The organism is Providencia sp. R33 (genome assembly GCF_019343475.1).
Taxonomy (GTDB): domain Bacteria; phylum Pseudomonadota; class Gammaproteobacteria; order Enterobacterales; family Enterobacteriaceae; genus Providencia.
This window is the reverse complement of the sequence record NZ_CP072453.1, coordinates 2,553,500-2,576,505: the sequence shown is the minus strand read 5'-3', so window position 1 is coordinate 2,576,505 and position 23,006 is coordinate 2,553,500. Positions and strand designations below refer to the sequence as shown.

The following is a 23,006-nucleotide window of genomic DNA, read 5'->3' as shown; positions in this document are numbered from 1 at the left end:
AACTCACCTTATTAACGTTGGCTATTCATTTGCTGCATATATTCATCAAGTGCCAAATTCAGTTGTAGCACATTCACAATGGGTTCGCCTAAAAAGGGCAGTGAGGCTGTTTCTGTTTGCGCCGTAATTAATGATTTTACGGCTTCTAATGAAATCTGTCTGTTTTTCGCGATACGTGGTGCTTGGTAAATGGCGGCATCAACCGAAATATTTGGATCAAGCCCGCTGGCGGAAGCGGTCAGTAAATCAACAGGAATGGCATTCCCTGCATCTGGGTTCTGAGCACGCAGCAGTTTACTACGTTCTGCCATCGTTTGTTGTAACACGGGGTTACTAACAGCAAGGTTGCTTCCCCCTGAAGCGAGTGGGTTGTATGGTGTTTCCGCGGTTGCGGAAGGGCGACCATGGAAATACCCCTCACTTTGTATATTTTGTCCAATCAGTTTGGAACCGATAACCTGCTCATCCCGTGTGACTAAAGAGCCTTTTGCTTGCCATGGAAAAAAGACATTCGCAAGACCTGTGACCATTAGAGGGTAGGCTATCCCTGTTAATAGGGTTAACACTAATAACATGATAATAGATGAACGGATCATGTTCATAATTAAATCCTTAAATACCAAACAAGCTAATAAACATATCGATCAATTTGATCCCCACGAATGGCACTATCAAGCCACCTAAACCATATAAGCCTAAGTTTCGTTGCAAAAGTGATTGGGAACTCATGGGGCGATAATTCACACCTTTAAGTGCCAATGGGATCAAAAAGACAATAATCAGTGCGTTGAAGATCACCGCAGAAAGCAAGGCGGATGCAGGTGAATGTAAGTGCATGATATTTAATGCGTTCAGCTGCGGCCATGTCACCGCAAATGCTGCAGGGATAATGGCAAAGTATTTAGCAATATCATTTGCGATACTGAAGGTGGTCAGTGAACCACGGGTCATCAGCATCTGTTTACCAATGTGTACAACTTCAATGAGCTTGGTTGGGTTTGAGTCTAAATCCACCATGTTCCCTGCTTCTTTCGCGGCTTGTGTCCCTGAGTTCATCGCAACGGCCACGTCAGCTTGGGCGAGTGCAGGGGCATCATTGGTTCCATCACCCGTCATAGCGACTAGTCGGCCTTCTGATTGGTATTGGCGGATCAAGGCGAGCTTGGCTTCGGGAGTTGCTTCAGCAAGGAAATCATCGACACCCGCTTCCGCCGCGATGGCTGCGGCAGTTAAGTGGTTATCCCCTGTGATCATTACGGTTTTGATCCCCATGCTGCGCATTTGGGCAAAGCGTTCTTTCATCCCACCTTTGACGATATCTTTGAGCGCAACAACGCCTAAAACAGTTTGGTCATCAACAACAACTAATGGTGTTCCCCCTAAATGGGCGACTTTTTCAACGAGTTTGTCCGCTTCCTCTGGGAATTTTTGATGATTCGCTTCAACATAGCGGCGAATGGCATCGGCAGAGCCTTTGCGGATCATGCGTTCACCGACGTTAACCCCACTCATACGAGTCATTGCGGAGAATGGCACGAAAGTAGCATTCAATCCGTGAATGTCTCTTTCACGTAAATTGAATTTTTGTTTCGCAAGCACGACGATACTGCGCCCTTCAGGGGTTTCATCAGCAAGTGAAGAGAGCTGCGCTGCATCCGCTAGTTGTTCTTCCGTAACGCCAGCTAAAGGCAGAAACTCAGAGGCTTGGCGATTTCCCAGTGTAATGGTGCCCGTTTTATCGAGTAATAAAACATCCACATCCCCCGCTGCTTCGACAGCTCGCCCGCTGGTGGCTATCACATTAGCTCCCAACATACGGCTCATACCTGCCACGCCAATGGAAGAAAGTAGTCCGCCAATTGTGGTTGGAATTAAACAAATGAGTAATGCAATCAGCACTAATATAGAAACTGCACTGCCTGCCCCTGCATACTCTGCGGCAAATACCGTAAACGGGTACAAAGTTGCACAAACTAATACAAAGATAATGGTGAGTGCAGTTAACAAAATAGTTAAGGCGATTTCATTCGGTGTTTTACGGCGCTGTGCACCTTCCACCATGGAGATCATGCGGTCTAGGAATGTCTCACCGGGGTTCACGGTACATTCAACAATCAACCAGTCAGACAGCACACGAGTCCCGCCTGTCACAGAGGAAAAGTCACCGCCAGATTCACGGATCACTGGGGCTGATTCCCCTGTGATCGCGCTTTCATCCACAGATGCACCGCCTTCAAGAACTTCCCCATCGCAAGGAATGGTTTCCCCTGCGCGGATCAGGACAATATCGCCTTTGCGCAATTGTTCGGAACTCACTATTTCTTGTGTTGCGTCCAATGAGGCAGCGGCAAGGCGCGTGGCATTGCTTTGCTGTTTTACCCCTTTTAGACTTTGCGCTTGAGCCTTACTGCGGCCTTCAGCTAAAGCTTCAGCAAAATTGGCGAACAGTACAGTAAACCATAACCACAAGGTGACCATACCGCTAAACCATGCGCTTCCTTCAGTTACCCCTGCCACCATTGCCGCCCATAATAAGGTGGTAATGAGGCTACCGATATACACTACAAACATCACAGGGTTACGCCATTGTGCTTGTGGCGTGCATTTTTTCACAGCATCAAAAATGGATTGCTGGATTAATTTTTTATCAAATAAAGGTGTTTTTTGCTTTTTCATTTTTTTCCCCTGATTATCCCGCAAAACCAATTTGTAACTGCTCAGCAATTGGACCGAGTGCCAGTGCAGGGACAAAAGTCAGTGCGCCAATAAGGAGGACTGTAAAGATTAATAAGCCAATAAAAAGTGGGCCAGAGGTCGGCAATGTTGCCTGACTTTGTGCTTGGGATTTTTTGAGTGCCATCGAACCTGCGATAGCAAGTACAGGCAAGATGACACCAAAGCGCCCAACAAACATAGCGATAGCAAGTAGCACATTGTAGAACGGGGTGTTGGCACTGAGTCCCGCAAATGCACTACCATTGTTATTGGCAGCCGATGAAAATGCATATAACACTTCGCTAAAACCATGAGCGCCAGGGTTTAAAATACCGGCACGTCCTGCATCGGTCATTAAGGCAATAGTTGTACCAAGTAACACTAAGGTTGGTGTCACTAAAATTGCCAGTGCAACCATCTTCATCTCACGGACTTCAATTTTTTTCCCTAAGTACTCGGGAGTACGGCCAATCATCAGTCCAGCAAGGAAGACAGCGAGTAGAACAAATAACAACATGCCATACAGGCCAGAGCCGACACCACCAAAAACGACTTCACCAATCTGCATTAGCCACATTGGGATCATGCCGCCCATTGCCGTAAAAGAATCATGCATCGCATTGACAGCACCACATGACGCTGCAGTGGTGACAACGGCATATAAAGCCGAGGAAAGAACACCAAAGCGGCTTTCTTTACCTTCCATATTGGCGCTACTGCTTGCATGCAGTTCACTTAAAAATGGGTTGCCAACGTACTCAGCTTTAATTACCACTATGGCGGCGATAACAAAAATAATTCCCATAACCCATAACAAGGTATGCCCTTGTTTGTTATCCCCCACAGAACGGCCGAAGGCAAAACACAATGCGGCAGGAATTAAGAATATCGCCAGCATTTGAACAAAGTTACTCAATGCAGTCGGGTTTTCAAATGGATGTGAAGAGTTCGAACCAAAGAAGCCACCACCATTAGTTCCCAGTAATTTGATTGCTTCTTGGGAGGCCACAGGGCCCATTGGCAATAGCTGTGTTGTGTTATCTAAATTGTCGACTAAGAGGTAGTCAGAAAAATTTTGGATCACCCCTTGGCTGACAAAAAATAAGGCGACAACAATGGCAAGAGGGAACAATAAATAAAAGGTGATACGGTAGATATCGACCCATGCATTGCCTAACGTTTTACTGCCATGACGTGAGAAGGCACGGATCAAAGCAAAAACCACGGCAATACCTGTTGAGGCCGAGAGGAAATTTTGTACAGTTAAGCCTGCCATTTGGCTCAAATAACTTAGCGTGTTTTCACCACTGTAAGATTGCCAGTTGGTGTTTGCTACGAAACTTATCGCCGTATTGAAGGCTAAATCCCAACTCATACCAGCAAAATGTTGTGGATTGAGTGGCAAACTGCCCTGAAACATTAAAATGGCGAACAACAAAACAAAACCCAGCACATTGAATAAAACTATGGCTAAGGCATATTGTCGCCAATTCATTTCGGCCGCTGATTTTCCAGGTTGTTTAATACCTGCTAAACGCCAAAGTAATGATTCGCTTGCCATTAAAGGGCGAGGGATATCACCGTCAATAAGACGCGCGATTCCATTGCCTAATGGTTTAGCCAAGATAAGTAAGACTAACAGGAAGCTGCCAATCAGTAAAAATGCAGTAGTGGCCATATCAGAAATCCTCCGCGTTAAGCAGGGCGTAAATCAGATAAACCAGCAGTAGAACAACGAGAACTGCCCCAAAAATGGAAAGTAATGACACAGTGTTTTCTCCTTATTATTTCCATGAAATAAGGGTAGAGAGTTCGTTGTAAAGAAGCTGATAAAAAGATAGGGCTGGGTGTAAAAAAAGTATAAAAATCCCCTCTTTTTAATCAACTTAGTGGGGCTGACACTATTTAATAAAGTAAGTAATAGCACTTAAATTATAGTTTGTTATTGGATTGTTGTTTAAATGTTTATTTAAAACGATTTAAGGTTAAATATCGTAGTAAAAATACAGAATGATAGGTAATTATTAGTAAAGATTTAATTTTAGTGGTCAGATGAGTAGTTTTATTACACAATTTACGCTATTCTATAATCAGTTAATTAATTTTCATATTATCTGTTCGGTTTTAGTCGCTCTGTGGAATAGCTGTATTTGGGGAGTTTTTTGGAGCAAAACTGGGATCGACAAATAAAGTGGCAACTGAAGGAGGATATCGATGTCCACATACCGCGAATATTCCCGTAATCAGGTACTTGCACGCCGCACTGCTGCTGTTACCGCAGGCATTATTGCGTTTCCTGTTATGGTGTTTCACCCGAAAAGAGCTCAATATTACAGTTACTTAAATAAAGTGTGGTCGAAAACAAGCGATAAGCCTGTCTGGCTAGAGCGTTCAGAGAACACGCTCGAAAGCCATCGCTAACCCTACATCTTAAGTAATTGATAATAGCCCCTGCAATGACTCGTTGTGGGGGTTTTGTCTTTTATATCCTTCATTTCCTTTTCGAATGATGCACTTCAAATAACACAGAAAAAAAGTGTGTTTCCGCTTATGCTTATTGCTTATCAGTAAATTATATTCAAAATGGCGTTATAGATTCGCTATGCGGTAAAAAGGACAACATAATGCATAACTTAAGATTAGAAGAAGTCATTAACGACGAACTTAAAGTGAGTGAGTTTCAAGATTTCGCACCAAATGGGCTGCAAGTTGAAGGCCGTCCCCATGTGCATAAAATCATTACAGGAGTGACGGCCTGCCAAGCTTTACTCGATGTCGCTGTTGAGAAAAAGGCGGATGCGGTGATTGTTCACCATGGCTATTTTTGGAAAAATGAGCCAGCCATTATTAAAGGCATGAAAAAAAACCGATTAAAAACATTATTAGCCAACGATATTAACCTTTATGGTTATCACCTTCCTTTAGATGCTCATCATCAATTAGGTAACAATACACAGCTTGCTTATATCATGGGCGTACAAGTGAATGGCCAAATTGACCCATTGATGCCATTTGGCTTTTTTGACCAGCCAATAACCCCAGCAGAGTTGACCTCGCGCTTAGAAACGCGCCTAGGCCGTAAAGTCCTTCACTGTGGTGATAACGCGAAAGAAGAAATTCGCCAAATCGCATGGTGCACAGGGGGCGGGCAAGGTTTTATTTTGCAAGCTGCAGAGTTTGGAGTTGACGCCTTTGTAACAGGGGAAGTCTCAGAACAAACGATCCATATCGCAAGGGAAATGGGGATCCATTTTTACAGTGCAGGGCACCATGCAACGGAGCGTTACGGGATTAAGGCGCTGACTCAGTGGTTAGTCGATGAGCAGGGGTTGGACGCCGAGTTTGTCGATATCGATAACCCAGCCTAAATTCTCGTCATATTTCGAGCTGTGGCGGCGTTGGCTTCACTCGGCTACTTGGGTCACATACTTATGTATGCTCCCCAAGCTATCCTCATTTGCCGCCTAGCCACAACTCGAACTATTTAGAGAATTAAATGTTTATCTAACCTTCGTCATTTTTTAATCACTGCGTTGTTGGCTGCATTCGCGAACTTTAGTCACATACTTATGTATGCATCCATTTTTTTGTCATATTTAGCGCTGTCACGGCGTTAGCTTCATTCAGCCACACGGGGTCACATACTTATGTATGCTCCCCGTGATGACTTCATTTTGCTGCCTTGTTACAGCAGCAACTATTTAGAAAAAACCTAGGCTTAAAAGAAAAACGTATTTTAATTTATAGCCATATATCAAGCTGTACCTATGTTGGCTATCCTTATTTGCCGCCTAGCTACAACACACTTAGAAAATTATGTATGTTAGTAAAACAATAAGTTAACTCGTATAAACGCGATAGTGTAGTGATGCAAGAACGAGAACCAAACTAGAGATAGCGAGCACTAAACCTAAGTGTTGGCTCCAGCCTGCGACCATCAGCCCGATGGCGAGCCCGATATAATAAAGCAAACCTAAAATCGCGCCGGCAGTGCCTTTTCGGTCGCCATAACGGTTTAATGCGTGAGCAAGGATATTCGGGATCGCAATGCCATAGCCAATAACGACGCCGATGACGGGTAAAACGAACCAAACGGAATCCATAAGAACGAAAACTGTACAGCCACTAACTAAAGAAATGGCACTCGATAACTTAATAAGTTGCTCGGGTGTGTGTTTTTTAGCCAATAAATGGCGGTTAATCATCGAGCCTAACCCCACTCCAAGTGCCAATAAAATTCCCGTGAAACCAAATTGTTGCTGAGTGAGCATTAATTGTTCAAAACTGAAAGGTGCCAGCTGATAATAGCTAAATAAATTAATGTTGAAAAATGCTATCAAGATCACATTTCTCATAATCTCTTTATCCGTGATCATCCGTAAAAATGTCTCCATAAATGGGATTTTGATCACGTTTTCAGGGCGTGTTTCTGGTAATCGATATATTGACCACAGTAAAAGTACGATAGCTAAAATAGCTAAACCAATAAAAACACCACGATAACCCGCCAAACTGACGAGACCTGAGCCTAATAACATACCGAGTGCAGGGCTGATAGCCAATGCAATGCCCATAATTGAGAAAACTTTTGCTAATTCATGGCCTTGATAGCTATCCCGCATTGCCGTTTGTGTACCAATTGAGCCTACAGCGGCCCCAAAAGCAGCTAGCATTCGCAGCAGCAGTAACAGATAAAATTGGCTAATAAACAAGGCACCCATTGAAGCTATCCCATAAACCAGCAAACCCGCTAAAATCGTTGGGCGACGGCCAACCGTATCGCAGGCTCTCCCCCAAAATACAACCCCCAATGCAAAGGCAAAGAAATAGAGCGAAAGCGTCTGTGAAGCTTGTTCTGCATTCACTGAAAAAGCGCTCGCAATGCCCGTCAGTGCAGGGCTGTAGATGGTTTCCACAATCTGTGGGAACATCATTAGGGCTACAGCCAGCCATAATGATAGAGGGTGTTTCATGTTCATTTTTTTACCCTGTGTAATAAAAAATAATGGTCTAACCTGTCAATGATGGGCAGTTTAATGGTAATTTAGGTGTCTTATTACAATAATAAAGACTATTAATATCAAAAATCGGACAAGCTATGGCGTGGTTAAATCAAACGGATGAGTTTCAAACACACTGGTATCCCGCCCCTGTTTTAGGGATTGCTGCGCAAATGGGTCAGCACGATTCAGGCACGCATACCCATGAAATGGGGCAACTTTTGTTTACCCAGCAAGGGTGCATTCGTATATCCCTCGAAAACCGTCTCTCTCTGTTACCCCCTGGTAGGGTGGCATGGATCCCGCCACATGTTCATCATCGCGCACAAATGCGTGAATCAGTGGGTTATCGGTCAGTTTATCTTGGTGGAGAATATGCCCAAAAGCTCGAGAACGAAGTGGTCATTTTGAGCATTTCACCGTTGTTAAGGGAGTTATTAGAGCGTATTGCTATCGCACCCTTTGACAGTGATTGGAAAAAGGGAAGGTTAGCCAATTTATTACCTGTTTTTATTGATGAATTGCAAGCAGCCACAACCGAACCAACTTTGCTTTCTTTACCGCAAGATAGGCGCCTGAAACACCTCGATATCGAGCAATTACCCCCTAATTTGAGCCAACTTGCCCAAATTGTCGGCGCTAGCGAAAAGACAATAACCCGTATTTTTTTAAAAGAAACGGGAATGACGTACCAAACATGGCGGCAGCAATGGCGGTTTATTAAAGCAGTTGAATTGCTAGCACAAGAAAAGCCATATCATTTTATTAGTCAAGAACTGGGGCTTACGAGTGACAGTGCGTTTATTAGTTTTTTTCGTAAAATGAGCGGAATGACACCAAGAGAGTACCAACGGTAGGAAATGGTTAGTTAAATAAAAAAGACCTTGATAAATCAAGGTCTTGCTTTACGTAGGGGTTCGTATTTAACGAAATATTATTTTTTTGCTAATTCAGAGTTGAATTCACGTTTGTCATAACCGGTATACAGCTGGCGAGGACGCGCAATTTTCAGGCCGTCATCGTGCATTTCGTTCCAGTGTGCAATCCAACCAATAGTACGCGCAATAGCGAAGATTACGGTGAACATTGAAGATGGAATACCCATTGCTTTCAAGATGATACCTGAGTAGAAGTCAACGTTCGGGTACAGTTTCTTCTCAATGAAGTACGGGTCGTTCAGTGCGATACGCTCCAGCTCCATTGCAACTTCCAGTAAGCTGTCATTCAAGCCCAGTTCATTCAGAACTTCGTGGCAAGTTTCACGCATTACCGTGGCACGTGGATCGTGGTTTTTGTAAACACGGTGACCAAAGCCCATCAAGCGGAAAGAGTCATTTTTGTCTTTCGCACGTTCGATAAATGCAGGGATGTGCTCAACAGTTTGAATTTCTTCAAGCATGCGTAGGCAAGCTTCGTTAGCACCACCATGAGCAGGCCCCCACAGTGACGCGATACCCGCTGCAATACACGCAAATGGGTTTGCACCTGATGAACCTGCTGTACGTACCGTTGAGGTTGATGCATTTTGTTCGTGGTCAGCGTGCAGGATTAAAATGCGGTCCATTGCGCGTTCAAGAACTGGATTCACTGTATATTCTTCACATGGAGTAGAGAACATCATGTGCAAGAAGTTACCCGCGTATGACAAATCATTACGTGGATAAACAAAAGGTTGGCCAATAGAATATTTATAACACATTGCTGCAACCGTTGGCATTTTGGACAGCAAGCGATAAGCCGTAATTTCACGGTGACGTGGGTTGTTAACATCCAACGCATCGTGATAGAACGCCGCCAGTGCTCCCGTCACACCACATAATACAGCCATTGGGTGTGAGTCACGGCGGAAACCATTAAGCATGCGAGTAATTTGCTCGTGGATCATGGTATGGCGAGTCACCGTATTTTTAAATACGTCGTATTGTTCTTGGGTAGGCGCTTCACCGTACAGCAGGATATAACAGACTTCGAGGTATGAGGCTTCGGTTGCCAGTTGGTCGATAGGGAAACCACGGTGCAGCAGAATGCCTTTATCACCATCGATATAGGTGATTTTTGATTCACAGGATGCAGTAGAAGTAAAACCAGGGTCGTAGGTAAAGAACCCTTTTGAACCTAAAGTTCGGACATCGATAACGTCTTGACCAATTGTAGGGCTTAAAATATCGAGTTCAATGTCACCCGCACTACCAGTCATTAGCTTAGCTTTGTTATCAGCCATTTACGGTCTCCTTAGCGCTTGATAATCGACACCCAACAACCCAGAAGCTCAGCGTTATACTGTGTCTTCGTGCATTGTTCTACCGGTATGCTTTGGAAATCAGCTCGCTATCACATAAAACCTGAAATCTGAGACCGACGACAATGTAATTAGGTTGTTTATGAGTGTGTAGATGTTATGTTCTTTTTGTTGTTTTCCCTACAATATCATTATTTGTGGTAAGGGGAACAACTTTCATAACTTTTGTTATTAATACCCATCATAGTTCAAATTGTGGAGTATCTAACATTGCAATGTGCACGTTTTTTATTTTTACGGTGAAGTATCAACCGCACCGTTAAGATAATTCTGCCAGACCTATATGTAAGATAAATGTTGAATCATTGTCAAATAAGATAAGCACATTTATACAAAATGTTTAAATCGTGATCCTTCTCACTGTTCGGGCTAAATGTCCCCAAACATTTTGTGTGGGAATTGTAATGGCATTGTGAAGACTTTATACTAGCGGCAGGTCTCCGGATTACCCTGTAGTAGGAGTTCCCAGCGTGATCAGTATGCAACTTTATTTAAACATGATGGATTAGAGTTTGTGTTAAGTTGCATTTTGTACCCCTGTCGCTGTCTGATTTCCACCCCAGGTCCGGAGGATGGAAAATAATAAAGAGCTGTGTGGGCAAAATTGTGAAAAAACAAAGACCTGTCAACCTTGATTTGCAGACGATTCACTTCCCGATCACTGCAATATCTTCGATCTTGCACCGTGTCTCTGGCGTCATTACTCTCATCGCAGTTGGTATTCTGCTTTGGTTGTTAGGGACATCTCTCTCCTCTCCAGAAGGTTTTCAATACGCGTCTGAAATAATGACTGGCTTTTTTGCTAAGTTCATTCTTTGGGGCATCTTGACTGCATTGGCTTACCACATTTGTGGTGGTATCCGTCATATGCTAATGGATTTCGGCTGTGTTGATGAAACCCTTGCTGCTGGTAACTCATCTGCAAAAATTACATTTGTTATTACCGTAATTCTGGCAATTCTGGCGGGGATCTTAGTATGGTAAGTAATGCATCAGCTTTAGGCCGTACTGGTATTCAGGACTGGCTGTTAATCCGTGGCTCTGCGATTATCATCGCACTCTACGTACTCTACATTGTTGGTTTTGTTGCGATTAACGACATTACCTATGAAGTCTGGCGCGGTTTCTTTGCCTCTTCTGTGACGAAAGTATTCACTATCCTCACCTTGTTCTCGATTCTTGTGCATGCGTGGATTGGCATGTGGCAAGTGCTGACTGACTATGTTAAGCCGCTAGCAATTCGCTTAGTGTTGCAATTGGCTATCATTGTAGGTTTGTTGGCTTATTTAATTTACGGAACAATCGTTGTGTGGGGTGCATAAAATGAATCTGCCAATCAGAGAGTTTGACGCTATCGTTATCGGTGCTGGTGGTGCAGGTATGCGCGCAGCACTTCAAATTTCACAGATGGGCCTATCTTGTGCACTTCTGTCAAAAGTCTTTCCAACCCGTTCTCACACTGTATCAGCGCAAGGTGGTATTACTGTTGCTTTAGGTAACACGCACCCTGATAACTGGGAATGGCACATGTACGATACCGTAAAAGGTTCCGACTATATCGGTGACCAAGACGCTATCGAATATATGTGTAAAACAGGGCCAGAAGCTATCCTCGAATTAGAACATATGGGGTTACCGTTCTCGCGCCTTGACGATGGAAGTATCTATCAACGTCCATTTGGTGGCCAGTCTAAGAACTTCGGTGGTGAGCAAGCAGCGCGTACCGCAGCCGCCGCTGACCGTACAGGACACGCACTGTTACATACGCTGTACCAGCAGAACTTAAAAAACCACACCACCATTTTTTCTGAATGGTATGCCCTTGATTTAGTTAAAAACCAAGATGGCGATGTTGTGGGTTGTACTGCGATTTGTATGGAAACGGGCGAACTCGTTTACTTCAAAGCGAAAGCAACCATTCTGGCAACAGGTGGTGCAGGCCGTATTTACCAATCAACCACCAACGCCCACATCAATACGGGTGATGGCGTTGGTATGGCTGCACGTGCTGGCGTACCACTGCAAGATATGGAAATGTGGCAATTCCACCCAACGGGTATCGCAGGGGCAGGGGTTCTGGTCACTGAAGGTTGCCGTGGTGAAGGTGGTTACTTGCTGAATAAAGACGGCGAGCGCTTCATGGAGCGTTATGCACCAAACGCGAAAGACCTTGCAGGTCGCGACGTTGTTGCACGTTCAATCATGATTGAAATCCGTGAAGGCCGTGGTTGTGATGGTCCTTGGGGTCCACATGCTAAGCTGAAATTGGATCACTTAGGGAAAGAAGTTCTGGAATCGCGTTTACCGGGTATCCTTGAATTATCACGTACCTTCGCGCACGTTGACCCAATTAAAGAACCAATTCCTGTCATCCCAACATGTCACTACATGATGGGCGGTATTCCAACGAAAGTTACAGGCCAAGCACTTCGCTATAACGAAAAAGGCGAAGACGAAGTTATCCCAGGTCTGTTCGCTGTGGGTGAAATTGCTTGTGTATCAGTACACGGCGCTAACCGCTTAGGCGGTAACTCACTGCTCGACTTAGTGGTATTTGGCCGCTCTGCGGGTCTGCACCTGAAAGAATCCATCATGGAACAAGGTTCAATGCGTGATGCTTCTGAATCTGACATCGACGCAGCAATGGCTCGCTTTAATCGTTGGGAAGGTGCACGTACTGGCGAAGATCCAACTGAAATCCGTAAAGCACTACAAACCTGTATGCAGCATAACTTCTCAGTATTCCGTGAAGGTGATGCAATGGCGAAAGGTTTAGAAGAGCTGAAAGTGATTCGCGAACGTCTGCAAAATGCACGCCTTGATGATACGTCGACTGAGTTTAATACACAGCGTATCGAATGTTTAGAGCTGGATAACCTGATGGAAACCGCTTATGCAACTGCACAAGCTGCAAACTTCCGTACAGAAAGTCGTGGGGCTCACAGCCGCTTTGACTATCCAGAGCGTGATGATGCGAATTGGTTATGTCACTCATTATATTTACCGCAATCTGAAACGATGACGCGTCGTGAAGTTAACATGCAGCCAAAACTGCGTGAAGCCTTCCCACCGAAAATTCGTACCTACTAATGCGTGGTGTTAATCCAGTTGCGGAGAAATAAACTATGAAATTACAATTTTCGATTTATCGCTACAATCCTGATGTGGACAACGCACCACGTATGCAAGATTACACGCTAGAAGTTCCAGAAGGGCGTGACATGATGTTGCTGGATGCGTTAATCCAAATCAAAGAGCAAGACCCAACATTATCCTTCCGCCGTTCTTGCCGCGAAGGGGTATGTGGTTCTGATGGTCTGAACATGAACGGTAAAAATGGACTGGCTTGTATCACGCCATTGTCTGCTTTAACCCGTAATGGGAAGAAAATTGTCATTCGTCCTTTGCCGGGTCTGCCTGTTGTACGTGACCTGATCATCGACATGACTCAGTTCTATACCCAATACGAAAAAATCCGTCCATATCTGATTAATGACAACAAAAATCCACCCGCGCGTGAGAATTTACAAACTCCTGCACAACGTGAAAAACTCGATGGTTTATACGAGTGTATCTTGTGTGCATGTTGCTCGACTTCTTGCCCATCTTTCTGGTGGAATCCGGACAAATTTATTGGTCCAGCAGGCCTGTTAGCGGCGTATCGTTTCTTGATTGATAGCCGTGATACTGAAACCGATTCGCGATTAGATGATCTGAACGACGCTTTCAGTGTTTTCCGCTGTCATAGCATCATGAATTGTGTCAATGTATGCCCTAAAGGGCTAAATCCAACAAAAGCTATTGGTCATATTAAATCTATGTTGCTAAAACATAGTGCTTAATAGCTAAATTTAACCCGCAGTGCCTTGGTACTGCGGGCTAAAGTGGAAATAGCACGAAATAAAAACATAAGTTAAAAATAAAGCGTAAAGTAAATCCAAGATTTTGATTTAAATAGCGCTTAAGGTCACAAAAGCGCGAAAACCAAATACCCATAAAGGTCATCAGAAAGTAACATTGTCATCAATAAAACGTAGCATTAAATAAAACGTTGTAACAACAAAAGCGCAAAAAAGTGAACGTAACGAAAGTAACAGTAAAAAGTAAAAAAAATAGCCAACTGCAAAAGATGAAGAAGACGAAAGCGTAATCTTAGGGGCCTTTAAAAACCGCAGCCAGTTTTTAAAGGTTCCTTAAAAGGGAAACCCTTACTGATAAAGGGCCTCCCAAAGAGAGAACATGCATAAAGCACGTCCAAGAGAACCTTTATCGAGGTCGCTTAAATGCGGCGATTAGTTAACCACGGCGAAAACTAAAGCTTTTAAAGCTTAAGGGATCACAATGCAGAACGGCGTAATGAAGGACTGGCTGGATTCAAGCTTTCTGGCAGGCGCGAACCAGACATATATAGAACAGCTCTATGAAGATTATCTGACTGACCCTAACTCTGTCGATGCCGAGTGGAAAGCCATTTTTGAGCAACTACCAGGTGCAGCCCTCGGCACCAATGGTGAGCAATTCCACTCCCAAGCGCGCGATTACTTCCGCCGCTTAGCAAAAGACTCTACTCGTTATCACACCTCTGTTAGCGATCCAGCTATCGACGCAAAACAAGTCAAAGTTTTGCAGTTAATTAATGCATTCCGCTTTCGCGGACATCAAAATGCTAACCTTGACCCGTTAGGGCTATGGAATCGCGAATCTGTTCCAGATTTAGACCCAGCTTTCCATAACTTAACGAAAGAAGATTTCAACGAAACCTTCAACGTCGGTTCTTTTGCTATCGGCAAAGAAACCATGAAACTCAGCGAGCTATATGACAACCTGAAACGCATTTACTGCGGTTCAATCGGTGCGGAATATATGCATATCACCAATACAGAAGAAAAACGTTGGATTCAACAACGTCTTGAGTCTGTTGACGTGTCTAAAATTTTCTCTGCGGATGAGAAAAAACGCTTCCTGTCTGAGTTAACTGCGGCTGAAGGTCTTGAGCGCTATATCGGGGCTAAATTCCCGGGTGCAAAACGCTTCTCATTGGAAGGTGGTGATTCACTGATCCCAATGTTGAAAGACTTAATCCACCACGCTGGCAAACAAGATACTCGCGAAGTTGTTCTGGGTATGGCGCACCGTGGTCGTTTAAACGTACTGGTTAATATCTTAGGTAAAAAACCGGGCGAATTATTTGATGAGTTCGCTGGTAAACACAAAGATCATTCAAGTGCGGGTGACGTTAAATATCACCAAGGTTTCTCGTCTGACTTTGAAACCGCCGGTTCACGTGTTCACTTAGCGCTGGCGTTTAACCCATCGCACCTTGAAATCGTTAGCCCAGTGGTAATCGGTTCTGTACGCGCTCGCCGTGACCGTTTAGATGAAGGTCGCAGCAACATGGTTCTGCCAATCACCATTCACGGTGACTCTGCAGTAACAGGCCAAGGCGTTGTGCAAGAAACCCTGAACATGTCTCAAGCACGCGGTTATGAAGTGGGCGGTACCATGCGTATCGTTATTAACAACCAAATTGGTTTCACCACGTCAAACCCGAAAGATACACGTTCAACAGAATACTGTACTGACATCGTTAAGATGGTTCAGGCGCCAATTTTCCACGTGAATGCAGATGACCCAGAAGCGGTTTCATTTGTCACACGTTTAGCGCTGGATTTCCGTAATACCTTTAAACGCGATGTCATGATCGATTTAGTGTGTTACCGCCGTCATGGTCATAACGAAGCCGATGAGCCAAGTGCAACTCAGCCTGTGATGTACCAAAAAATCAAGCAGCACCCAACACCACGTAAAATCTACGCAGACCGCTTAATTGCAGAAAACGTATTGAGTGCAAATGATGTGACAGAAATGGTTAACCTGTACCGCGATGCGTTAGATGCGGGTAACTGTGTGGTTGAAGAGTACCGTGAAATGGGTCTGAACTCATACACATGGGCGCCGTATTTGAACCACGAGTGGGATGCATCCTACAAATCAACCGTTGATATCAAACGCTTAACGGATCTGGCTGTTAAAGTCAGCACTATCCCTGAAGGCGTTGTCGCGCAATCTCGTGTTGAGAAAATCTATGCTGACCGCGCAGAAATGGCGAAAGGCAATAAATTACTCGACTGGGGTGCAGCTGAGACTTTAGCGTATGCAACGTTAGTTGATGAAGGTGTTCCAGTGCGTTTATCCGGTGAAGATGCGGGCCGCGGAACCTTCTTCCACCGTCATGCGGTTGTTCACAATCAAACTAACGGTTCTGTTTACGTTCCACTGCAAAACATTCATAACGGCCAAGGCGTGTTCAACGTTTGGGATTCTGTTCTGACTGAAAATGCGGTATTAGCGTTCGAATACGGTTATGCAACAACTGAACCTCGCGCACTGACCATCTGGGAAGCGCAATTTGGTGACTTTGCTAACTGTGCGCAAGTGGTTATCGACCAATTCATTAGCTCTGGTGAGCAAAAATGGGGCCGTATGTGTGGTCTGGTGATGTTACTGCCTCATGGTTATGAAGGTCAGGGCCCAGAGCACTCATCTGCACGTTTAGAGCGTTACCTGCAACTGTGTGCTGACCAAAACATGCAAGTGTGTGTGCCGTCAACACCGGCTCAGGTTTATCACATGTTACGTCGTCAAGCCCTGCGTGGCATGCGCCGTCCTCTGATCGTGATGTCACCTAAATCCCTGCTGCGTCACCCACTAGCGGTGTCTAGCATGGAAGAACTGGCAAATGGTACATTTGAACCAGTTATCGGTGAAATCGATGAAATCAATCCGAAAAATGTGAAACGCGTCGTGATGTGTTCAGGTAAAGTTTATTACGATCTGTTAGAACAACGTCGTAAGAATGAACAAACTGACGTGGCTATCGTACGTATCGAACAGCTGTATCCGTTCCCACACGAAGACATCCAAAAAGCGTTGGCGCAATTTACCGGTGTGAAAGACTTTGTATGGTGTCAAGAAGAGCCATTAAACCAAGGCGCTTGGTATTGCAGTCAACATAATTTCCGTGAAGCTATCCCAGCTGGGGCAACTTTACGTTATGCAGGTCGAGCTGCTTCTTCATCTCCAGCAGTTGGCTATGCGTCCGTACACCAAGAGCAACAGAAAGCTCTGGTCAATGACGCTTTGAACATTGAATAATTAAAGGATAGAAAATGAGTAGCGTAGAAATTCTTGTTCCCGATCTTCCTGAGTCCGTTGCCGATGCTACGGTTGCCACATGGCATAAAAAACCAGGTGACAGTGTTCAGCGTGATGAAGTCCTGGTTGAGATCGAAACAGATAAAGTGGTACTGGAAGTGCCAGCGAGCGAAGCGGGCGTATTAGAAGCAATCGTTGAAGACGAAGGCGCAACGGTATTATCTAAACAACTGTTAGGTCGTATTCGTTTAGGCGACAGCACTGGCATTCCTGCGGAAGTTAAAAGCGCGCAAGAATCAACACCAGCTCAGCGCCAAACTGCGAGTTTAGAAGATGAAAGCAACGATGCGCTGAGCCCAGCGATTCGTCGTCTGATTGCAGAACATGACCTGAACCCTGCAAATATTAAAGGTACGGGTGTTGGCGGTCGTTTAACACGTGAAGATGTTGAAAAACACTTAGCGGCAAACAAATCTGCAGCGCCAGCGGCTTCTGCACCAGCTGCACCACAGGCTCCTTTAGCACACCGTAGCGAAAAACGTGTTCCAATGACACGTTTACGTAAACGTATCGCAGAGCGTCTGTTAGAAGCGAAAAACACCACAGCAATGTTGACCACGTTTAACGAAATCAACATGCAACCAATCAAAGATTTACGTAAACAGTATGGCGAAGCGTTCGAAAAACGTCACGGCGTACGTTTAGGTTTCATGTCCTTCTATGTTAAAGCTGCGGTTGAGGCACTGAAACGCTATCCAGAAGTGAACGCTTCTATTGATGGCAGTGATGTGGTTTACCATAACTACTTTGATATCAGCATTGCGGTATCAACACCTCGTGGTCTGGTCACCCCAGTACTGCGCGATGTCGATGCAATGAGCATGGCTGATATCGAGAAGAAAATTAAAGAACTGGCTGTTAAAGGTCGTGACGGTAAATTAACTGTTGAAGACTTAAGCGGCGGTAACTTCACTATCACTAATGGTGGCGTATTCGGTTCTCTGATGTCTACACCTATCATTAACCCACCACAGAGCGCAATTTTAGGCATGCATGCCATTAAAGACCGCCCTATGGCTGTAAATGGTAAGGTAGAGATTCTTCCTATGATGTACTTAGCGCTGTCTTATGACCACCGCTTAATCGATGGTAGCGAGTCAGTCGGCTTCTTAGTCGCTATCAAAGATATGCTGGAAGATCCAACTCGTTTACTGCTGGACGTATAGCAACATAACAGGGCAGGGAACAACCTGCCCGGTCTGAAGTAACCGATGCAGCCCGTTCGCGGGTTGCTAAATCAGTAACAATTGCAGGAGGCGAATAAACGCCTCTTCAGACTCAATTATGGATAGAACATCATGAATTTACACGAGTACCAGGCAAAACAGTTGTTTGCACGTTATGGGATGCCTGCACCAACAGGTTATGCCTGTTCATCAGTCGCTGAAACCGTCGATGCTGCGAAAAAAATTGGCAACGGCCCATGGGTAATTAAATGCCAAGTTCACGCAGGTGGACGTGGTAAAGCTGGCGGCGTTAAAGTCACTAGCGATATAAACGAAGTTAAAGCCTTCGCAGAAAATTGGTTAGGTAAAAACTTAGTTACCTATCAAACAGACGCAAATGGCCAGCCTGTTAACCAAATTCTGGTTGAAACGGCGACTGACATTGCGAAAGAATTATATTTAGGTGCGGTTGTAGACCGTAGCACCCGTCGCGTTGTTTTCATGGCATCAACTGAAGGTGGCGTGGAAATCGAGAAAGTTGCGGAAGAAACACCGGAACTTATCCACAAAGCAATTATCGACCCACTGACTGGCCCAATGCCTTTCCAAGGCCGTGAATTAGCGTTCAAATTAGGCTTAACAGGTAAACAAGTTAGCCAATTTGCGAAAATCTTCATGGGTCTGGCGACACTGTTCCTTGAGCGTGATTTAGCATTAGCTGAAATCAACCCACTGGTTATCAGCACTGCGGGCGACTTAGTATGCTTAGATGGTAAATTAGGCATCGACAGCAACGCATTATATCGTCAGCCTGAAATCCGTGAACTGCGTGACGAATCTCAAGAAGATGCGCGTGAAGCACAAGCGGCTCAGTGGGAACTGAACTACGTTGCATTAGATGGCAACATCGGTTGTATGGTTAACGGTGCAGGCCTAGCAATGGGTACCATGGACATCGTTAAACTGCACGGTGGTGCACCAGCTAACTTCTTAGACGTTGGCGGCGGCGCGACAAAAGAGCGTGTCACTGAAGCATTTAAAATCATTCTTTCTGATGAAAACGTGAAAGCGGTTTTCGTTAACATCTTTGGTGGTATCGTTCGTTGCGACCTGATTGCAGACGGCATCATTGGTGCAGTTGAAGAAGTTGGCGTAAATGTACCAGTAGTTGTGCGTTTAGAAGGTAACAATGCTGAGTTAGGTGCTAAGAAACTGGCAGACAGCGGCTTGAACATTATCGCTGCAAACAGCTTGACTGACGCAGCTAAAAAAGCAGTAGCAGCAGCGGAGGCTAAATAATGTCTATTTTAATCGATAAAAACACCAAAGTCATTTGCCAAGGTTTCACAGGTGGTCAAGGTACATTCCACTCAGAACAAGCAATTGCTTATGGAACACAAATGGTTGGTGGTGTGACTCCAGGTAAAGGCGGCACAACTCACCTAGGTCTGCCAGTATTTAACACAGTGCGTGAAGCCGTTGAAGCAACGGGCGCAACCGCATCTGTTATCTACGTTCCAGCGCCATTTTGTAAAGATTCTATCTTAGAAGCTATCGATGCAGGCATTAAACTGATCATCACTATCACTGAAGGTATCCCAACACTGGATATGCTGACTGTTAAAGTGAAATTAGATGAAGCTGGCGTTCGCATGATTGGTCCAAACTGCCCAGGTGTTATCACTCCGGGTCAATGTAAAATTGGTATCCAACCTGGCCATATTCACTTACCAGGTAAAGTTGGTATCGTTTCACGTTCAGGTACACTGACGTATGAAGCGGTTAAACAAACGACAGACGCAGGTTTAGGTCAATCTACCTGTGTTGGTATCGGTGGTGACCCAATCCCAGGTTCAAACTTCATTGATATCCTGAAAATGTTCCAAGCTGACCCACAAACTGAAGCGATCGTAATGATCGGTGAAATCGGTGGTAACGCAGAAGAAGAAGCAGCAGCGTATATTAAAGAGCACGTGACTAAACCTGTTGTAGGTTACATCGCGGGTGTGACTGCGCCGAAAGGCAAACGTATGGGCCACGCTGGTGCAATCATTGCTGGCGGTAAAGGTACTGCTGATGAGAAATTTGCTGCATTAGAAGCGGCGGGCGTTAAAACCGTTCGTAGCCTTGCAGACATCGGTGATGCCGTTAAATCATTGCTGAACAAGTAAATGATCCGCTAGACAACTAGCAACCGTAAGAGACGAAAGCCCGTGCTTATTTGAGCACGGGTTTTTTTATGCCTCGCGTTGGGCTGTATTTATGGGGCCTAACATAATTTCTGTACCACTTATAAGGTTTTCTAAAAAAGAGTGTCTATACTTAAAAAAATGCACTAGAAAACGCGCTCATAGTGGTTATGAGGGTAAACAAAGTATGTAGGTTGGCAAAAATGGCAGTGTGTTCGCACTTTATGCAAAAAATAGCAAAATTGCGGCACATCAAATTTATAACTTTTAGGGAGAATCAATTATCCGAATATAGGGGTTTAGTTGAGTTAGATTCGTATATTAATAAAATTTATAATAACTTTAAAATAAGATACTATTACAAATTAAATATTCTTTTTTGGAGTCCTTAATACAAAGATTATATTTATTTGTTAATCTTTGGGAAAGTTAAGTACATTTACATCAATGCTAATAACAGCACATTAACAAGTAAATAACCATTAATTGACTGAAGCTCAGAACAATTAACAAGGCAAAAAAAATTGACGTAAATCAACTCATTGGCGCTGGCTTTATTTTGTTAAATTGCTTAAATTGGTGCTCGATCAAATACTCGGTTTTCTATTAAAGGGTATAATTATTGATGTAAATTCAGAATTCAAATCTGAGTCACGTAAAAGAAGTTTATTGTGTGTGAAGATAGGCGTACTATTATTATAGTAACGTTCGTTCTTTTAATTTTGTTAATTATTTGTTGTTTTGAGGCATTTTTTGCTGGTAGTTAAGAGGCTTTCTAAAAACATAATTTGGAAGCTGGGTTGCCGCAAGTCGGTGTCTTCCTGCTAGGAGCAAGGAGTCAAGATGTTTGATATTGTCGAACTGTCACGATTACAGTTTGCCTTAACTGCGATGTATCACTTCCTGTTCGTACCATTAACGCTCGGTATGGCGTTTTTGCTTGCGATCATGGAAACGGTATATGTGCTGTCTGGCAAGCAAATTTATAAAGATATGACTAAGTTCTGGGGTAAGTTATTTGGTATTAACTTTGCCCTAGGTGTTGCAACGGGTCTGACTATGGAGTTCCAATTCGGGACTAACTGGTCTTACTACGCGCACTACGTTGGAGATATCTTCGGTGCACCTCTTGCAATCGAAGGTCTGATGGCGTTCTTCTTAGAATCAACGTTTGTCGGTTTATTCTTCTTTGGTTGGGATCGTTTAAGCAAAAAACAACACCTGGCTGTAACATGGTTAGTTGCTTTAGGTTCTAACTTCTCTGCTTTGTGGATCTTGGTTGCAAACGGTTGGATGCAAAACCCAATCGCTGCAGATTTCAACTTCGAAACAATGCGTATGGAAATGGTTAGCTTCTCTGAGCTAGTCTTAAACCCAGTTGCGCAAGTTAAGTTCGTCCACACAGTTGCTGCGGGTTATTGTACCGGTGCAATGTTTATCCTTGGTATTAGCTCTTACTACCTGCTTAAAGGTCGTGATGTTGCTTTTGCTAAACGTTCTTTTGCAATTGCTGCAAGCTTTGGTATTGCTGCCGTTCTGTCTGTTATCGTTCTTGGTGATGAATCAGGTTACGAAATGGGCGACGTTCAGAAAACCAAACTGGCTGCTGTTGAAGCAGAGTGGGAAACCCATGCTCCACCAGCTGCGTTTAACTTAATCGCTTGGCCGGATACTGAGAAGCAAGAAAATAAATTTGCTATCTCAATTCCTTGGGCGATGGGTATCATTGCAACCCGTTCTATCGATACGCCTGTATTAGGTCTGAAAGACCTGATGAAACAGCACGAAGTTCGTATTCGTAACGGTATGGTTGCATATGGTCAGTTACAAGAGCTGTTAGCAGGTAACAAAGATCCTGATTTGCGTGCCGCATTCGAAGCAAGCAAAAAAGATCTGGGTTACGGTCTTCTGTTAAAACAATACGCACCAAACGTGGTTGATGCGACAGAAGCACAGATTCAAAAAGCAGTTAAAGACAGTATTCCGAACGTTGGACCACTGTTCTGGGCATTCCGCATCATGGTTGGTGTCGGCTTCCTGTTACTGTTAATCATCAGCTGGGCATTCCTGTCAGTCGTTCGCAACCGTATTGGTCAAAGCAAACTGCTGTTACGTATCGCCTTGATTGGTATCCCATTACCATGGATTGCAATTGAAGCAGGTTGGTTCGTTGCAGAATATGGTCGTCAGCCATGGGCAATTGGTGAAGTGTTACCGGTTTCGGTTGCACACTCTAATTTGACTACTCATGACCTGATCTTCTCTATGGTACTGATCTGTGGTCTGTACACACTGTTCTTAATTGCTGAAATGTTCTTAATGTTCAAATTCGCTCGTAAAGGGCCTAGTAGCCTGAAAACCGGTCGTTATCACTTTGAACAGAAAAACACTTCTGCACACGACGTTCAGTAAATAGGAGCCA

The 23,006-nt window shown here is 44.3% G+C and carries 18 protein-coding genes; 12 read left to right on the top strand and 6 right to left on the bottom strand.

Going from position 1 to position 23,006, the window contains the following annotated elements; translation table 11 throughout:
- Positions 1–11: 11 nt before the first annotated feature.
- From kdpC to kdpF, 4 genes are read right to left on the bottom strand one after another with little or no spacing between them, the layout of a single operon-like run.
- A complete protein-coding gene (kdpC, locus tag J6836_RS12110; RefSeq protein ID WP_219244307.1) occupies positions 12–602 on the bottom strand; it encodes a potassium-transporting ATPase subunit KdpC in 591 nt (196 codons plus the stop codon).
- Positions 603–612: 10 nt separating this feature from the next.
- Positions 613–2,676, bottom strand: a complete 2,064-nt coding sequence (gene kdpB, locus J6836_RS12105) for a potassium-transporting ATPase subunit KdpB (protein ID WP_219244306.1) — start codon at positions 2,674–2,676, stop codon at positions 613–615.
- A 13-nt stretch (positions 2,677–2,689) separates the two neighbouring features.
- Entirely contained in the window at positions 2,690–4,393 is a 1,704-nt protein-coding gene (gene kdpA, locus J6836_RS12100; protein WP_219244305.1) for a potassium-transporting ATPase subunit KdpA, read from the bottom strand.
- 1 nt (position 4,394) lies between these two features.
- Positions 4,395–4,484: a K(+)-transporting ATPase subunit F gene (gene kdpF, locus J6836_RS23340; RefSeq protein WP_206085296.1), complete on the bottom strand. Its 90-nt coding sequence runs from the start codon at positions 4,482–4,484 to the stop codon at positions 4,395–4,397.
- Positions 4,485–4,929: 445 nt separating this feature from the next.
- On the opposite strand from kdpF, the gene J6836_RS12090 reads away from it, so the two are divergent.
- Positions 4,930–5,136 (top strand): YbfA family protein, encoded by a 207-nt coding sequence (locus J6836_RS12090; protein ID WP_219244304.1) that lies wholly within the window; start codon positions 4,930–4,932, stop codon positions 5,134–5,136.
- Between the two features lie 203 nt (positions 5,137–5,339).
- Positions 5,340–6,083 (top strand): type 2 GTP cyclohydrolase I, encoded by a 744-nt coding sequence (locus J6836_RS12085; protein ID WP_219244303.1) that lies wholly within the window; start codon positions 5,340–5,342, stop codon positions 6,081–6,083.
- Between the two features lie 471 nt (positions 6,084–6,554).
- Here J6836_RS12085 and J6836_RS12080 read toward each other — a convergent pair whose 3' ends face one another.
- A complete protein-coding gene (locus tag J6836_RS12080) occupies positions 6,555–7,688 on the bottom strand; it encodes a multidrug effflux MFS transporter (RefSeq protein WP_219249493.1) in 1,134 nt (377 codons plus the stop codon).
- Between the two features lie 125 nt (positions 7,689–7,813).
- Here J6836_RS12080 and J6836_RS12075 point away from each other — a divergent pair, with 125 nt between their 5' ends.
- Complete coding sequence (locus tag J6836_RS12075; protein ID WP_219244302.1) at positions 7,814–8,572, top strand: AraC family transcriptional regulator; 759 nt, start codon at positions 7,814–7,816, stop codon at positions 8,570–8,572.
- Positions 8,573–8,649: 77 nt separating this feature from the next.
- Here J6836_RS12075 and J6836_RS12070 read toward each other — a convergent pair whose 3' ends face one another.
- Positions 8,650–9,936 (bottom strand): citrate synthase, encoded by a 1,287-nt coding sequence (locus J6836_RS12070; protein WP_206085299.1) that lies wholly within the window; start codon positions 9,934–9,936, stop codon positions 8,650–8,652.
- 672 nt (positions 9,937–10,608) lie between these two features.
- On the opposite strand from J6836_RS12070, the gene sdhC reads away from it, so the two are divergent.
- The 9 genes from sdhC (at position 10,609) to cydA (ending at position 22,996) form a co-directional block, all read left to right on the top strand.
- Positions 10,609–10,998, top strand: a complete 390-nt coding sequence (sdhC, locus tag J6836_RS12065; protein ID WP_004909059.1) for a succinate dehydrogenase cytochrome b556 subunit — start codon at positions 10,609–10,611, stop codon at positions 10,996–10,998.
- Positions 10,992–11,336, top strand: coding sequence for a succinate dehydrogenase membrane anchor subunit (sdhD, locus tag J6836_RS12060; RefSeq protein ID WP_047756338.1), 345 nt, complete (start codon positions 10,992–10,994; stop codon positions 11,334–11,336). The genes sdhC and sdhD overlap by 7 nt, the downstream gene beginning before the upstream one ends.
- A 1-nt stretch (position 11,337) precedes the next feature.
- Positions 11,338–13,104 (top strand): succinate dehydrogenase flavoprotein subunit, encoded by a 1,767-nt coding sequence (gene sdhA, locus J6836_RS12055; RefSeq protein ID WP_219244301.1) that lies wholly within the window; start codon positions 11,338–11,340, stop codon positions 13,102–13,104.
- Between the two features lie 35 nt (positions 13,105–13,139).
- Entirely contained in the window at positions 13,140–13,856 is a 717-nt protein-coding gene (locus J6836_RS12050) for a succinate dehydrogenase iron-sulfur subunit (protein ID WP_219244300.1), read from the top strand.
- Between the two features lie 499 nt (positions 13,857–14,355).
- Positions 14,356–17,169: a 2-oxoglutarate dehydrogenase E1 component gene (gene sucA / locus J6836_RS12045; RefSeq protein ID WP_219244299.1), complete on the top strand. Its 2,814-nt coding sequence runs from the start codon at positions 14,356–14,358 to the stop codon at positions 17,167–17,169.
- A gap of 14 nt (positions 17,170–17,183) precedes the next feature.
- Positions 17,184–18,395 carry a 2-oxoglutarate dehydrogenase complex dihydrolipoyllysine-residue succinyltransferase gene (odhB, locus tag J6836_RS12040; RefSeq protein WP_219244298.1) on the top strand — a complete coding sequence of 404 codons (1,212 nt, stop codon included), beginning with the start codon at positions 17,184–17,186 and terminating at the stop codon, positions 18,393–18,395.
- Between the two features lie 132 nt (positions 18,396–18,527).
- Positions 18,528–19,694: an ADP-forming succinate--CoA ligase subunit beta gene (sucC, locus tag J6836_RS12035; protein WP_206085302.1), complete on the top strand. Its 1,167-nt coding sequence runs from the start codon at positions 18,528–18,530 to the stop codon at positions 19,692–19,694.
- Positions 19,694–20,566: a succinate--CoA ligase subunit alpha gene (sucD, locus tag J6836_RS12030; RefSeq protein ID WP_219244297.1), complete on the top strand. Its 873-nt coding sequence runs from the start codon at positions 19,694–19,696 to the stop codon at positions 20,564–20,566. The genes sucC and sucD overlap by 1 nt, the downstream gene beginning before the upstream one ends.
- An 861-nt stretch (positions 20,567–21,427) precedes the next feature.
- Entirely contained in the window at positions 21,428–22,996 is a 1,569-nt protein-coding gene (cydA, locus tag J6836_RS12025) for a cytochrome ubiquinol oxidase subunit I (protein ID WP_206085304.1), read from the top strand.
- Positions 22,997–23,006 lie beyond the last annotated feature (10 nt).

Coding starts and splice junctions, on each gene's coding strand:
- J6836_RS12075 (WP_219244302.1), top strand. CDS start 7,814: ATGGCGTGGTTAAATCAAACGGATGAGTTTCAAACACACTGGTATCCC.
- sucD (WP_219244297.1), top strand. CDS start 19,694: ATGTCTATTTTAATCGATAAAAACACCAAAGTCATTTGCCAAGGTTTC.
- kdpB (WP_219244306.1), bottom strand. CDS start 2,676: ATGAAAAAGCAAAAAACACCTTTATTTGATAAAAAATTAATCCAGCAA.
- kdpA (WP_219244305.1), bottom strand. CDS start 4,393: ATGGCCACTACTGCATTTTTACTGATTGGCAGCTTCCTGTTAGTCTTA.
- sdhD (WP_047756338.1), top strand. CDS start 10,992: ATGGTAAGTAATGCATCAGCTTTAGGCCGTACTGGTATTCAGGACTGG.
- odhB (WP_219244298.1), top strand. CDS start 17,184: ATGAGTAGCGTAGAAATTCTTGTTCCCGATCTTCCTGAGTCCGTTGCC.
- kdpC (WP_219244307.1), bottom strand. CDS start 602: ATGAACATGATCCGTTCATCTATTATCATGTTATTAGTGTTAACCCTA.
- sucA (WP_219244299.1), top strand. CDS start 14,356: ATGCAGAACGGCGTAATGAAGGACTGGCTGGATTCAAGCTTTCTGGCA.
- sucC (WP_206085302.1), top strand. CDS start 18,528: ATGAATTTACACGAGTACCAGGCAAAACAGTTGTTTGCACGTTATGGG.
- cydA (WP_206085304.1), top strand. CDS start 21,428: ATGTTTGATATTGTCGAACTGTCACGATTACAGTTTGCCTTAACTGCG.
- J6836_RS12070 (WP_206085299.1), bottom strand. CDS start 9,936: ATGGCTGATAACAAAGCTAAGCTAATGACTGGTAGTGCGGGTGACATT.
- sdhA (WP_219244301.1), top strand. CDS start 11,338: ATGAATCTGCCAATCAGAGAGTTTGACGCTATCGTTATCGGTGCTGGT.
- J6836_RS12050 (WP_219244300.1), top strand. CDS start 13,140: ATGAAATTACAATTTTCGATTTATCGCTACAATCCTGATGTGGACAAC.
- J6836_RS12090 (WP_219244304.1), top strand. CDS start 4,930: ATGTCCACATACCGCGAATATTCCCGTAATCAGGTACTTGCACGCCGC.
- J6836_RS12080 (WP_219249493.1), bottom strand. CDS start 7,688: ATGAAACACCCTCTATCATTATGGCTGGCTGTAGCCCTAATGATGTTC.
- J6836_RS12085 (WP_219244303.1), top strand. CDS start 5,340: ATGCATAACTTAAGATTAGAAGAAGTCATTAACGACGAACTTAAAGTG.